Origin of the sequence: Shewanella sp. UCD-KL21, from assembly GCF_001957135.1 — a bacterium.
GTDB lineage: Bacteria > Pseudomonadota > Gammaproteobacteria > Enterobacterales > Shewanellaceae > Shewanella.
In genome coordinates, this window is record NZ_MPHK01000034.1 from 13,922 (window position 1) to 28,505 (window position 14,584).

10 protein-coding genes and 1 pseudogene are annotated in these 14,584 nt (G+C 40.3%); 3 read left to right on the top strand and 8 right to left on the bottom strand.

Annotation, left to right across the window (positions count from 1 at the left end; all coding sequences use genetic code 11):
• Positions 1–83 precede the first annotated feature (83 nt).
• Both BM739_RS19280 and BM739_RS19285 read right to left on the bottom strand, forming a co-directional pair.
• Positions 84–518, bottom strand: coding sequence for a hypothetical protein (locus BM739_RS19280; RefSeq protein WP_076543245.1), 435 nt, complete (start codon positions 516–518; stop codon positions 84–86).
• Positions 519–726: 208 nt separating this feature from the next.
• Entirely contained in the window at positions 727–1,194 is a 468-nt protein-coding gene (locus tag BM739_RS19285) for a GNAT family N-acetyltransferase (protein ID WP_076543246.1), read from the bottom strand.
• 146 nt (positions 1,195–1,340) lie between these two features.
• On the opposite strand from BM739_RS19285, the gene rluF reads away from it, so the two are divergent.
• Positions 1,341–2,276, top strand: a complete 936-nt coding sequence (rluF, locus tag BM739_RS19290) for a 23S rRNA pseudouridine(2604) synthase RluF (RefSeq protein ID WP_217697856.1) — start codon at positions 1,341–1,343, stop codon at positions 2,274–2,276.
• Positions 2,277–2,351: 75 nt separating this feature from the next.
• On the opposite strand, the gene BM739_RS19295 is transcribed toward rluF, so the two are convergent.
• Both BM739_RS19295 and pyrC read right to left on the bottom strand, forming a co-directional pair.
• Entirely contained in the window at positions 2,352–3,371 is a 1,020-nt protein-coding gene (locus tag BM739_RS19295) for an alpha/beta hydrolase (protein ID WP_254843596.1), read from the bottom strand.
• Positions 3,372–3,601: 230 nt separating this feature from the next.
• Positions 3,602–4,639 (bottom strand): dihydroorotase, encoded by a 1,038-nt coding sequence (gene pyrC, locus BM739_RS19300; RefSeq protein ID WP_076543248.1) that lies wholly within the window; start codon positions 4,637–4,639, stop codon positions 3,602–3,604.
• 313 nt (positions 4,640–4,952) lie between these two features.
• On the opposite strand from pyrC, the gene BM739_RS19305 reads away from it, so the two are divergent.
• Positions 4,953–6,014 (top strand): sorbosone dehydrogenase family protein, encoded by a 1,062-nt coding sequence (locus BM739_RS19305; RefSeq protein ID WP_076543256.1) that lies wholly within the window; start codon positions 4,953–4,955, stop codon positions 6,012–6,014.
• A 1,538-nt stretch (positions 6,015–7,552) separates the two neighbouring features.
• Here the strand turns inward: BM739_RS19305 and BM739_RS20605 are convergent.
• Positions 7,553–8,264: pseudogene (locus tag BM739_RS20605) on the bottom strand (IS3 family transposase); the annotation flags it as partial.
• Between the two features lie 148 nt (positions 8,265–8,412).
• Between BM739_RS20605 and BM739_RS19325 the strand changes: the two are divergent.
• Positions 8,413–9,060: a hypothetical protein gene (locus BM739_RS19325; protein ID WP_076543251.1), complete on the top strand. Its 648-nt coding sequence runs from the start codon at positions 8,413–8,415 to the stop codon at positions 9,058–9,060.
• Positions 9,061–9,641: 581 nt separating this feature from the next.
• On the opposite strand, the gene BM739_RS19335 is transcribed toward BM739_RS19325, so the two are convergent.
• The 3 genes from BM739_RS19335 to BM739_RS19345 form a co-directional block, all read right to left on the bottom strand.
• The gene (locus BM739_RS19335) at positions 9,642–10,445 is read right to left on the bottom strand and encodes an RHS repeat domain-containing protein (RefSeq protein WP_083698238.1); all 804 of its coding nucleotides are present in this window, start codon (positions 10,443–10,445) and stop codon (positions 9,642–9,644) included.
• A 13-nt stretch (positions 10,446–10,458) separates the two neighbouring features.
• Entirely contained in the window at positions 10,459–14,259 is a 3,801-nt protein-coding gene (locus BM739_RS19340; RefSeq protein ID WP_076543254.1) for an RHS repeat domain-containing protein, read from the bottom strand.
• A gap of 67 nt (positions 14,260–14,326) precedes the next feature.
• On the bottom strand, positions 14,327–14,584 hold a 258-nt coding region (locus BM739_RS19345; RefSeq protein ID WP_139326919.1), incomplete at its 5' end, for an IS3 family transposase.

Genomic DNA, 14,584 nt, shown 5'->3' on the forward strand with positions numbered 1-14,584 from the left:
AGCATAGCAAGTCACAGCACTGCTCGACGACAGCACAGTCGTATCAAAACTTACGCCCAAATAACACTTAGGTCATGACAATGTTAATGCCCTGCCGTGCTTGGGCCATAACCACCAAACTTGGTAGCAAAATAGCCAATAATCCAACCTGCGATTAATCCATCGGCAACAAACCAAAACGGCGATTGCAATACACCGCCAAGCCCAAAAATCGCCACCATTAAGGCTTGAATTTGCTCATAAGCCACAAAGGTAAACACCAGATTCATCCAGCCGCCCATGATGGTTGCCGTTAGCCACCAAGGCATGGAGATTTTTAACACTGGATGATAATCAAATACCCCAGCAAGCCCAATAATGGCGCCAAAGGTGATATACCACAGCAGTAAGCCCCACAAAAACAGTAAATTGGTTTCAGGGGCAAGCCAAGGCACTATCCAAAAACACAATACCCCAAAGGCTAAACCAATGAGCTTGCCAACGGCGGTGCGGGTGACTAAAGAAGGGTTAGAAATCATAATGACCTCCATACTATTTGAATGAGTCGATGAATCACCTGACTGATTTAGCCCCAGTAACTAAGGGCTGCCATTAACGACTCAACAGCGATCATTCACAGCAAAGTTGTTGTAAATAAAAGTTGCTGTAAATAACAGCCATATTAGCCCTATCAAGGACCACTCAATGTGATCTAGGATAATCAATGCTTGGATTAATACTTAATGATTAGCCTAGGCGAAACAGCAATAATGGCCACTCATTGCCTGCGCTTTTATCAAGCTTATCTTCAAGCTGAGCCTCATGATCAAAGCCATTGCTGATAAGCACTTTTATCGAGCCGATATTATCTTGGGTCACTTCGGCAAATATCGGCCTTTGAGTTTGCTCCGCTAAAAAGACTCTTAAGGCATTTGTAGCAAAGCCCTTACCCCAATAGTCTCTCCCAAGCCAATATCCTAACAACCACTGCTGCTCGCTTTGCCATAAAACCATACTGCCAACGATGTCGTTATCAACAATAATCGCTTTGGCTGCAATGTCAGCATTGCTCAAAATATTGCTTTGCCAATGCTCATAAAAAGCATTGCGGTCTCTAGCTGGGAAATCGGCCATTTCATTGGCCAGTGGGTCGGCTTGAAACTGATATAAACGCTCTAAATCGGTAGCTAATACATTCCTAAGCTGTAAGTGCATCCATTCCTCTCATCTTTGATTCCATTAATTGCCTTTCGAGGCGCTCTTTTATGAGTATGCTTATGCAAAATTGCCAAAAATTGATAAACTGTCTGGCTTAAACCTAACCTTTCTTCAGAATAATCTCTACTCACAGGACAAGCATAGTGACAGATTCAGGTATTCGCCTTAATAAATACATCAGCGAAAGTGGCATTTGCTCAAGACGTGAAGCCGACCGTTTCATTGAACAAGGCAATGTATTTATTAACGGTAAACGTGCTCAAGTGGGTGACCAAGTGTCATTCGGCGATAAGGTCAAAGTCAACGGCCAAGATATCGAGCCCAAAGATGCTGAAGATTTAGTGTTTATTGCATTAAATAAACCCGTTGGCATTGTCAGTACCACTGAAGGTACTGAGCGCGATAACATCGTCGACTTTGTTAACCACTCCACCCGAATTTTCCCTATTGGTCGCTTAGATAAAGACTCTCAAGGTTTAATCTTTTTAACCAACAATGGTGACTTAGTTAATAAAATCCTCCGCGCGGGTAATAATCACGATAAAGAATACGTGGTCACGGTGAATAAGCCGATTACCGATAGCTTTATCAAAGGCATGGGCGCTGGGGTACCGATTTTAGGAGTAGTCACTAAAAAGTGTAAGGTTGAACAAGTCTCACCCTATGCTTTTAAAATCGTATTGGTTCAAGGTCTTAATCGCCAAATTCGCAGAATGTGTGAACATTTTGGCTTTGAAGTCACCAAGCTTGAACGCCAACAAATCATGAATGTCAGCCTTAAAGGCCTGCCCATTGGTGAATGGCGCGATTTAGATAAGCAAGAGCTAGATGTATTGTTTGAGATGATTAAAGACTCATCATCAGAAGATAAAAAAGCGCCAAAAAAGAAACCCAAACCTAAGCCTAAAGTGACCTCATTACGGGACAAGATTGAAGGCCCAGAGCACTTTATGCAGCACAACCGCAGCACCAAGCACAAAGGCCAAGCCAAAGGTGGCGGTAAAGGCCAAACTAAATCTCAAACCAAGGGCGGTAAAGGCAAGCCAAGTGGCGGCCGTAAGCCTAATCGAGCACGCTAATTGCGATTTAAAGCAGATATAATTAGGGCGTCAGTTGCAATACTGACGCCCTCTTTTTTACAGGTTTTTACCGCATTATTTGCTGAGTAAAAATGTCATAGGAATACTCAACCTTTCAGCCCAATCGCTCTCGTTATGGGCTTTACCTTTAAAAAAGCGGCTTTGCCAAAGTTCTTTATCATACTTAGCAGCCTCAAACAGTTTATCCACCTCAGCTTGAAGCGGTGGGTACATTGCATCTAGGGTTTGGTCGCCGTAATCAAAGTAGAGTTTAACTTGCGGCTGATTGGCAATCTGCTTAGCTAAATACTGATTAAACACCTGCGGAATAGGATTATTTTCTTTAGCAAAAGAGCCCGGCCAATGGGTCGATAAACAAGCCGCACCGCCAAATACATTCGGGTACTCCAAAGCGGTATACCATGAGATTAGTCCTCCCATACTCGAGCCCATTATGAATGTATTTTGTTTATCTGAAGCGACCTTGAAATGCTCATCAATATAAGGCTTTAATTCAGTCACGATAAACTCAGCGTATTTATCGGAATAAACTGCTTGTGCCAATAGCTTCTCAGTTTCATTACGCTGAGCTTGATACAAGCGAGTTTGGGTATCATCACTTAAAGACTCAAACGGCTTTTGCGGAAAATATTCGCTGTGGCGAGACTGCTCAGCATTATGAATACCCACCACGATGAAAGGCTTAATATCTTTATTTTTATTAAGGCTTGCAGCGGTTTCATCCACTTCCCATGCTGTACTATTCCATGACTGAGTTGCGTCAAACAACACCTTACCATCATGCATATACACCACGGCATAGGGGGCTCTAGCAGGATAATCTTCAGGTAACCACACATCAATAGGACGGGGTTTTATATGGGTAAATTTTAGGCTACTTTCATCAAGCCGTTTTAATGTACCTTGGCTGACATGAGGCATTTGGGCTGCGAGGAAATCCTGATGCCCTTTAACTTCTTCTGAATTAACCTTAGAAGCTATCATCACCACGCAAGCTAGTATCACTAACCTAATATTATTCTGCTTAAATATCACTGTCAGCTTTTGAAAGCACTTAATGTATGTCGCAATCATATTGATTTCCTTTCGCCTCTTTTCCCTTTTTTATCATTAATGAAAGTACCCTACTTCAATAAGAATTAAAACGCCTCCCCCAAAACCTAAACATGCAACGGCATAAAAAACACAATCTTTCAGTACTTTGCTTTAAAACACCAACATAGTCAGTTATTACAAAGCCACAAAAAAACCAGCATTATGCTGGTTTTTTATTACTTGTAAATCAGAAAAACAATCAACATCGATTAAGCTGTTTTTACTTTCCAGTTGACGGTTTCGCCCGCAAAGAATGGCACGATTGGACTGCCGTTTGGCAAGATGATTTGCTCAGGTACAGTCCAGTCTTCTTTCACTAACGTTACCGTACCCGTGTTACGTGGTAGGCCATAAAAATCGGCGCCATGTAAGCTGGCAAAGCCTTCTAATTTATCGATAGCACCTAAGTCATCAAACACTTGTGCGTAAAGCTCTAATGCACTCCAGGCACTGTAACAACCGGCACAGCCGCAAGCTGATTCTTTACGGTGCTTTTCATGTGGCGCTGAATCAGTACCTAAAAAGAATTTACTTGAACCAGTCGCTACTGCCGCTTGCAGCGCTTGCTGATGAATATTGCGCTTTAGCACTGGCAAACAAAAGTTATGTGGACGTACACCGCCAACCAATAAGTCGTTACGGTTTAGTAATAAATGCTGCGGAGTAATGGTGGCGGCAACATTGCTTGGTGCACTGGCGACAAACTCAGCCGCTTCTTTAGTGGTGATATGCTCAAACACCACTTTAAGGCTTGGCATAGCTTCAACGATGCGGGCTAAATAACGCTCGATAAACAGCTTTTCACGGTCAAAAATATCAATGTGCGATTCAGTCACTTCACCGTGAACTAATAGCAACATGCCTTGCTCGGCCATCACTTCAAAAATCGGAAATAATGCATCCAATGCTTTAACTGCTGCATCAGAGTTAGTCGTAGCGCCCGCTGGGTATAATTTTGCCGCCACAACACCCGCCGCTTTGGCATCGATGATGTCTTGTGCAGATGTGTTATTGGTTAAAAACAAGGTCATTAACGGCTCAAAATTGCTACCAGCAGGACGCGCCGCTAAAATGCGCTCACGGTAAGCTGACACCATAGCCGCATCAGTTACAGGCGGCACTAAGTTAGGCATCACAATCGCACGTTGGAATAAACGCGCGGTGGCAGGTACGGTTTCAGCGAGCATATCTCCGTCACGGAAATGTAAGTGCCAATCGTCCGGCGTAGTAATTGTCAGTTGCGTCATTGTGAGCCCTTAATATCAATAGCAATAATTGCGCGCTATTGTGCCTGAAAAGGGCTATTTTTGATAGGTGCTAAACTTAAACGCTGACTTTGCTGTAGCAAAAAATATATCGTTAAAACATTTAGTGAACAGGCGCGATTATCCAGTGTTAAATCCTTTTTATTCACCATCATTAGCAATGTATGATAATCACTCAGTACAAATCGCCACGACATAATCAATAAAAACAACTAACAAGGACATGTTTGTGATGAAATCCATTTCCCTATTCTTAGGGCAGCAGCTAAATCAAACTGCGGTCATCTCATCAGCGATGCAGGTATCCCTAAGCGTGAATGCGCTGCCGCTAGAAAACATTAAACTACCGCCCAATTTTACTATCGAGGTGTATGCCGAAAGTGTCGACAACGCTCGTCAAATGGCGTTAGGCGATAACGGCACCTTGTTTGTCGGTAGTCGTCGCGCAGGTAATCTTTATGCGCTGATTGATAGTAATAACGACATGAAAGCCGACAGGCAAATTGTAGTGGCGAAAGACTTATTTATGCCATCAGGCATCGCTTTTCATAATGGCAGTTTATATGTAGCAGAAGTGGATAAAATTTGGCGCTATCGGGATATTGAAAAACACTTACCGAACGTACCAGCGCCTGAACTGGTTTACGATAAATTGCCGAATAAAGCGCACCACGGCTGGAAGTTCATTAAATTTGGCCCCGATGGCAAGCTGTATATTCCAGTGGGTGCGCCTTGTAATGTTTGCGAAAGCGAATTGCCCTTTGCATCGATTTTAAAGCTCGATGTAGAAACTAAACAAACCACCATAGTTGCCAAAGGCGTGCGTAACAGTGTCGGCTTTGACTTTCATCCTGACACTGGCGAATTATGGTTTACTGATAATGGCCGCGACATGATGGGCGATGATCTGCCCGATGATGAACTTAACCATGTCACTGAAATTGGCCAACACTTTGGTTTCCCTTATGTGCATAACGCTGACATCGCCGACCCTGAATTTGTTAATGACAAGCTAGCCAAGTTAAATACCCCACCCGTGTTAAACCTCGGCGCCCATGTGGCAGCATTAGGAATGGAGTTTTACCAAGGGCAGCAATTTCCAGCGTCATATAAAGGGGATATTTTTATCGCCCAACATGGCTCATGGAATCGCAGCAGCAAAGTCGGTTACCGCATTATGCAAGTCACGCTAGACGGCAATAAAGTAAGTGATTACCAACCCTTTGCCACAGGCTGGTTACAAGGGGAACAAAGCTGGGGCAGACCCGTAGCGGTGTTAACCATGGCAGATGGTTCGCTGCTGGTATCAGATGATGCCGCAAATGCGGTTTATCGAATTAGTTATTCAGGTGAATAGTGGTTACTTACTTCAGTAGTGTCGAATTTAAATTGAGTTAATATTGTGGCTTTTTATTTGTATTAGCTTGTTTAGCAAACATATTTCAAAGTGAAACCATAAAGTGTATGTTATAGCTTTTAGGTAAATGGATTTACAATGAAAGCTCTACAAATATTCGGGAATTTAATTATTTTTATATTAATATGTTCCTCGTACTTTCTATTTGGCAATTTAGACCCTGACTTACCTGAGTCAGCAGGAGCTGGTTTGGTCCTAATATTCTTTGCAGCTACCTGTTTTGCTATTGCGCTTTCTTTTTTATTTGTTATGCCCAGTTCATTTATCCTCTTAAAAAAAGAAAAAAGGACTCAACTTCAATTGAATTCAAAGGGGTGGTTAATAGTATTATCGCTTAATTGGCTGTTCATCTTATTTTACACATTGAGCACTTTAGCTTATATATTAACCTCCTTTATCTAACTAAAGTTACAGAAGGTTTCCAAACTTCGTTTGGATTGAGATCGTGGGTTATCCACCCACACCCGACCAAAAGGGTATCAACAGCAATACCCTCTTGGAACACCCCGCTGCCCCAACGAAAAATGCTGAAAAGCGCATATTTTCAACGGGGTATGATCCAGCTTTAAGCCTCGTTTGTAGCCAGCTTCGGTAAGCTGCAAAAATCACTAACGCATTCGATGGGGCGTCCCTTCCCCTCGAAAGCTAGCCAGACATCCATGTCTGGACTCACGCAATTTTCTTGCTTGCCTCAATTCAAAATGAACATTCAAATAAGAGCGAAAGCAGTGTGTTTTTTCTTGATCAGTTCGAATTTTAAATACAGCAATTAATAACAAACGAACCTGCGGGCACAAGAAGTCCCCGTCGAAATTGCTGAAATGCGTTGAAGAAAATAGCGTGAGCCTGACAGGACGTCAGGCTAGCTTTCGTTTGGCCATGGATGGCCTATCGGAAGCGTTAGCTATTTTCGAATAAGCATGAGGCTTACTCGCTTTGAAAGAGTAATTTCGTTGGGGCGGCATGGGTGATGCAAAAGGGGGATTGCTGTTGTTTCCCCTCTTGCTCGGGTGTGGGTGGAAAACCCACGACTTGGCAACCGTAGGTTGCTGCTTTCTACAAATCAAGAAAATAGAACTTTCTATCAATAAAGTACACGGGCACACTTTTCTAGATAGCGTAATAAATGTTTTTACAGTAAATTAAGTCAATACAATGTCTTAACGATATGTAATTCTATTGATATATCCTCATAAATACACATGACCACTATAAACCTATCTTCAACAAGGAAAGTTATGGCTACGTTTCTAAAAATACTATTGATAACTTGTTTGTTTTTTCTATTTTTTACCTTTCAAGCTACAGCTCAAACCCCATTAGAAGCTGGACAGATAATAAATAGTTTAAATGAAAATAATATAAGATTAGAAGAACAGAATAAGATTCTACTTTCTACTAATTCTGACATTAGAAACTCTTATTATTGGGCTCTAAGTGACCTGGTCAACTGAATTCGGTCACCCTAGTTAAGTTCGTTAAGCCACTTCTTTTAACGGCTTACCCTTACGCTCAAATTCATTAGGACTTTGATAATTGAGGTATGAATGCATCCGTTGGCTGTTGTACCACATCGTGATGTAATTCAAGACATCTTGTTGAGCTGCATAGCGCGTCCGATAATTGCGCCAATGAACTCGTTCCTGCTTCAAGCTACCGAAAAAGCTTTCTGCTACTGCATTATCCCAGCAACATCCTTTTTTACTCATACTGCCGACAAACTTATGCAGCCTCAGGCCATCCTTCAGCCGTCCATACGTACGTAATATCTTGAACCCACGCTTGATTAGCGCATTGAACATCGAAATCCTGTTCAAGCTCATTTTCATATATAGGTTTCTTGTGGTCGCTGTTGGTTGCTGCTTTGTACTTCTTTTTATAGCGCACCCAAACGTTTGCTTCTTTCATCAGTTGCGCTGTTTTCCTACGCCCAACAGGGTAATCAAGTGAATTCAATGCCTTTTGAATGCGTCTTTGTCCATAGGTATTATCGCTAAACTCGGCAATATTCTTCACCCATTGCAATATCTCTTGATGCTCTGTATCAACAGGAGCCAGAGACTTTCGCTTTTGATAGCTGTAGTAATTATTGTTTTTCACACCCAACACGTGACACATTAATATCACAGGCCAGATCTTCTTATTTTGGGCAATAAACGCGTATTTTACTTCGTTTCTTTGGCATCATAACACTACAGGAAGATTAATACGTTCAAGCAAATGGGATAGGTATTTAAAGAAAGGAGTGTGTCCCGAAGGGAAGTCGCTAGATAGCATTAAGAATCGATGCCCAAGTGCATACTAGCATTACTGCTCACCGTTTTGGCAAGCGATTCAAGTGAAAGAAAGGTCAGACCGTGAATGGGAGGACTTTTATCGAACACTCGATGAACGAGTGGTTTACCTTGTGTTTGAATTTTTACATAACCCCAAACAACCCTATGAGGGAATTAAAAGTGAAAAAAAGCCACTGGTTAAGTTGATAAGAATTGGTGATGACCATGCAGTGGCCGCTTTAATTGGCTTAACTCGTCAATTTGGACGAAATCTTATCCAGCACGACTACATAGAAACGCAGCTCTATAACATTATGTTTAATTTTATGTCTGAGTTTTTTAGTTATGATGCAGTGCTTCCAGTATATCAATTCCTTTATGAACAATTCTTAAACAGACCAGAAGCAGATCGTTTAAGGCTATCGCCTTGGCCTAACGATGCTAATACTGTATTTAAAATCATCGGTATTGAATATAAAAACTTGTTAATTGCTGAAGACTTAGGGATGGTGGCAACATATCAACAAAGAAGAGAATTTTTCTTTTGGAAGTACATGGGAGATAGGTTTGAAATCATTAAAGAAATGACATCCGCCTTATATGAAAATAAATGGGCGTTAACAGACCACCCTAAAGGGCTTAAATGGTTAATCCAGAATCTAAACAAAACAAGGCCTAGAAATCATAAATTAAATACCGAGTATCTTTAAATTTTTATGCTGATTTTAATTGGATCTGTGCTGGTAAAAATTGGATCATATGCTGATTTCAATAGACTCTACAGTTGCAAAATCCAATCACTCTCGGCAGGCATTCCGAACAAAGCCAGCATCAGATCCAAAGTAAATTGGCTGGCTATTCCGAAGGACTTCGGCAGATGCTGAAACATAAAACTGCCAATTCACACCTTACGGTGAAAATAGCGCGAAGCTTCTGCTTTAACTTTAAAGCAGACAAAAAAGCCCCGTAAGGGGCTTGGATATAAAACTAACTAAAATGATGGTTATTATTTACTTTTTTAACTCGTGCACCTATTTTACTAAGCCTTGGATTTATATGAATCTCGTCGTGAAATACGTCAAAACAAGTTTTCAAAGACTCTTTATCTTGATCGTCTTCAAACGATAATAGAAGCCATTGAATACCACAGTTTTTGATTGCACTATACTTGCCTTTCTTACTTATGTAATCGAACAACCAATTGTTAAAACTTCTTTCGCTACGAGATAATTTGTAAATCAATGTACAGTACAGAATCACTAAGACATACTTAAAAATAAACATAAAATCCTTATATCATATCTGGTTCTGGCAACACAGGTACTGGGGGGGCCATCATTATTTGAGCTTCGGCTATAACTCGTTTTGTATCATTGTCCATTTCTTGAGAACCTGAGGAATCAGGGTTTGTAGTATTTGTGCCTGTATTACTTCCAACAAAGTCTTCACCGTGTTTAACCAATTGTTTAATTAACCTTGTTACAAGTCCACCAGTAGTGTCTGAAGGACTTTTAGGAGCTTCCTTCAAGGAAGGCTGTTTTACTTCTGGCTTGCTATTTTGCACTGTATCACGCATTTGTTGAGCAATTCGCTGCGTTTGTTGCTGCATAGGGTTTGCCTGAGGCTGTCTAGTATTTATTGCTTGTCTAACACCTTGTGCGACAGGGCTTATCCTTGGTGTGAATTTTGGAGATATCAGTACACCATATTCACCGGTAGGATCAGTATATTTATATGGGTTATTAGCCACGTATGAATAACGATTAAATGTATCAACTTCACCAGTAAAACCAACCGGATCATTCGAATAAAACCGGCCGATAAGTGGATCATAGTATCGTGCCTGCATATACGTCAGACCAAGATCGGTATCTTGTAGATGACCTGTATAGCCGATGCCTACTTTTTCGCCGCCTAACCGCTTACCAAAAGGCTCGTACACACTTCGGCTAATCACATTACCAGACTCATCGGTTTCCATCACAGGCGTACCTAGCATATCTGTATGTTGGTAACGTACTATTTGACTAGCAGTGGTCAAAGGTGTGTTAGCTAAACTCAAAATGAGAATTATTGATTTAAAGATATATTGCATCCCAGCCTCTCTCTTAATATTCATCGCCGGTGCCACCAACAATTGCTGATTTAGTTACTGTTCCGCCAGCACCTACACAAGTTAACCTTGCTTCATACACTGCATCATCGTAAGTAAAGTTAATACCTGTATTGCTTGTACCTGACAACGTTTTATTAGGTGAACCATTACGTAATACAATACCAGAACAACTATCAACATTACTTGTCCTCCAAGACAAGACATAATCATTAGTTGAAGGTATTAAAGGAGAAACGCTCTCGCATACAAAGCCTTTAGGGCAATCATCTACTGGTGGCTTCCCGCCTACGAAATATAGGTATAAGCTAGGTTCAGGTATTGGAGGTGTTGGAGGTACATAACCTCCAGTTAAATCTATTTCAGCAATAACTTGTTTACCAACGTAAACAGAATCAGTCTTTTCCCCATTGGCTTTTTGACGATAGAGTAGCTGTCCACTATGGCTATAAACACTGTAATCATCAGTTTTTTTAACTCGTCGGTTATGCCCGTCATAACGATAAGGAATGCCCTTGGCTGATGTCACCTGATTTGCGCGATTTAAGCTTAAGCCATAGCGACCATTGTGAGTAACATTACCCCGAGAATCGTAATTATAAGTGTAAGCATATGCCCCTGTGAGGTTATTCAAACGATTAACACTATTATAGTGATAAGTCATTGATGAACCATTGATACTACGGGTTTTTATGTTGCCTAAACCGTCATAGGTATAGTTACCTTGTCCCCACTTTCCATTCGCCGACTTTAGACGGTCTAGCCCGTCATAACTCATATTGCCAATGTCATTGCTGCGATCACGCCAGTCGATTAATCCAGTTAAGTTGTCATTTTTGTCATAACTTGGGTCAAGACTCAATCTTCGACGGCTACCGTGAATAAGATCCTTGATGGAATCAATACGACCAGAAGTGTCTAAGCTAATATCACGGATAATTCCATTCCCGTATTTCATCTGCTTTAATTGCCCATTGGGGTGGTACTTTATGTTACTGGCATAATGTACCGTGGCACTAGCACTACCCTCACTCGCTTTTGTTGGCTGCCCAAGTGCGTTAGGCAAAAAATCTACTGCTCTGCCTGATGGGTATTTCAGTGACGAAACCGCGCCCAAACTGTTATAAGTCCAATCTAGAACAAAGTTTTTATTGTCAATTGATAATGTTTCTTTCTCGACAAGGTTAAAGGAGTTATAGAGGTAACTCCAACGAATAGCGGCACTGCCTGATGTAAGTGAAACTAAATTTCCATTTGCATCATAACTGTATGTTTTATCTGGTGTGCTGTCGGGATAGTTTTCGGTATGAAGTTGTCCCAAATTATCGTAACCTAGCAGTATTTTATGGGAAGCGGGTACCACACCTTCATCGCAGCTAGTTATCGAGCCGCTAGTGCCTTCAGCTAACCATATTGGCAGACGTTGTGCATTATAACCAAATACGGCTATACCTGTTTCAGGACGTACCTGTTTACACAATTTCTGAGAATCGTCATAAATACGAGTTTCTATTATATTACCCTGTCGAGTACTAATAATTTGGTCAAATATATTGTAATTAATGACTGTATCATCAGTATCGGGAGCTACAATTAAATTAGGCTTATCATAAGTCGGTTTACCGTAAGCCAGAAAGCTGGTGGTAGTGGTATTGTTTTCTGAATCAGTAACGGCAATTTTATTACCCGATAAATACTTTCTTTGACGGATGCTACTATCACTGTTACGAGTCTGACTTATGATACGGCCAAGGGCATCATATTGGGTTTCAACTCCCTTTTTGTTATTAGCAATGTCGCTTGGAAAAGTTTCCAACGTATTCAGCCCATGAACATTGTATTTGTAGGCCTTATAACGGACAGTTGAAAAATCACTTTTATCTTGCTCACTACTAAATATAATCTGACCCAAACTGTCAAAGTAATTTTGTATTTCATAATTCCCATGGGTTGTAGTTTCTTTTAGACTGCCAACTTCGACTCCACTACCAGCTATGCCATCTTCATCTGTTATTACTGTTGAGTAACGGGTTACCATGTCTTTCCATTTGGTATCGGTATAATCAATTTTAGTGAGCCAACCCAATAGGTTATAACTGTAATTTATTTTATTACCATTAAAGTCAGACTCACTTTTTATTGTGCTATCCCGATTTACTTCAAGTTTTTTGATAATAGTGTTTATCGTACTTCCATTCGCAGTGTTACAACCGTTAGTAATAGCACAAGGATGTGTTATCTTACGCGCTATACCAAGGTAGTAGTCTTCGTACTTTACGTACTTATTAGTACCATGGTAAGAAATATTTAATACTTCACCATTTGGTTGATAGGTAAAAGTTTTTAAAACTTCACCAAATTTTTTCTCCTGATAGGGGAGATTATTACTGTTATAAATAATCTCATCTCGTGGAGTACCAAAAAATTGAGAAGATGAGAGATAAGTTTTAGTTGGAAGGTTTAATATCCAGTTATTTTTATTATGTAGATAAAGGTTTTTGACATATTTTTGATAGGTAATTGAATTATTGTAAGTGGCAAACTCATGAGTTATTTTGGGGCTATCATATTTATCAAAAGAAATAGTCTTTGTGGTAAAAGTATCAAATTGATCACCATTTCTTATTTTAAGCTCGTGTTTAGAAATGACGTGTCGGCCACAATCTAATAATGCATATGAGTCATTTATATGTCTTGTAGAGGCAGGGCAACCAATTTCATTACTATTACGTTTTACCCAAGTAAAAGATTTCTCGTAGACTAATGAATGGCTAGAGTATTGAGTTTTATAGCCTTGTCCACCTTGGAAAAACTCTCCTTCAAAACGCTTTATTTTCGTAAGTTGACCACTGGAAGTGTCATTTCGTTTGGTTTTAAAAGTGAACTCTGTAGTTAAATCCTTAGAGCCACTATGGTCTAGATAGAATATTAATGTTTTAGCGTAACCAGTGGGTCCAAATTTTTTGTCATAGCGATAATACCTTTCACTTATTCCTGGGCCAGTAATTTTCTTCCAAGCTAGTGTCGCACTAGGGGGATTAGCCTCTTCTGAAAATCTGCCAGAAATAAAAGCTGGCGTACCTGTCACTCTATATCTGTACTCAACTTTTAAATTCTCTGGGGTAGTAATAGTTGAAATCTGCCAGCCTACAGGAGCACTGTTTAATGAATATGTAAATAATGTTTTGCGACCTTCTGCATCAATAAAGCTATCCAACCTGCCAGTTGTATATTCATACTTTATTATCTTCCCTGAAAAATGTATTTCGGAAAGTTCTTCAAATTTCCCATCACGACTATTTACAACCGGTTTGTAATATAAATCAACAACTTCCCCGTCATTTCTTTTGATGGATTTTAATCTCTTTGGATGGTTGTATTCTGGAGGTGATGCCTCATTTTCATATTGATAGCTTATTTTATTTCCGAATCGATCCTCAATAGTTTCTACGTACCAAAGGTCTTGTTTTGAATATTGTCCAGAGACGCTTCTCACTTTAGTAAACTTATATTTTTTCCCATCAAATAGATTTAATACAGGCACCTCCCCCTCACAAGTTAGTGCTGAGTAGTTACTAAAAACAGCTATCGTAGAAGCTGGTAAATCTGTAATCAAATCAAAGCCAACTGCATTAAAACTTTTGCTATTCTCTCCAACATTAAGTCTTTGGTATTCCCCCAGACATGCCGAATTGAAAATCGGATTTGATGATGCTGGAACATTTTCAACAGCAATATAAGGTAATCCAAATGTAAATTTATCGCGGAAATGTGTTCGAGTTAAAACTATGTCCATACCAGCATTTCCCGGTATGACTACATCTGACCTGGTCAACTGAATTCGGTCACCCTAGTTAAGTTCGTTAAGCCACTTCTTTTAACGGCTTACCCTTACGCTCAAATTCATTAGGACTTTGATAATTGAGGTATGAATGCATCCGTTGGCTGTTGTACCACATCGTGATGTAATTCAAGACATCTTGTTGAGCTGCATAGCGCGTCCGATAATTGCGCCAATGAACTCGTTCCTGCTTCAAGCTACCGAAAAAGCTTTCTGCTACTGCATTATCCCAGCAACATCCTTTTTTACTCATACTGCCGACAAACTTATGCAGCCTCAG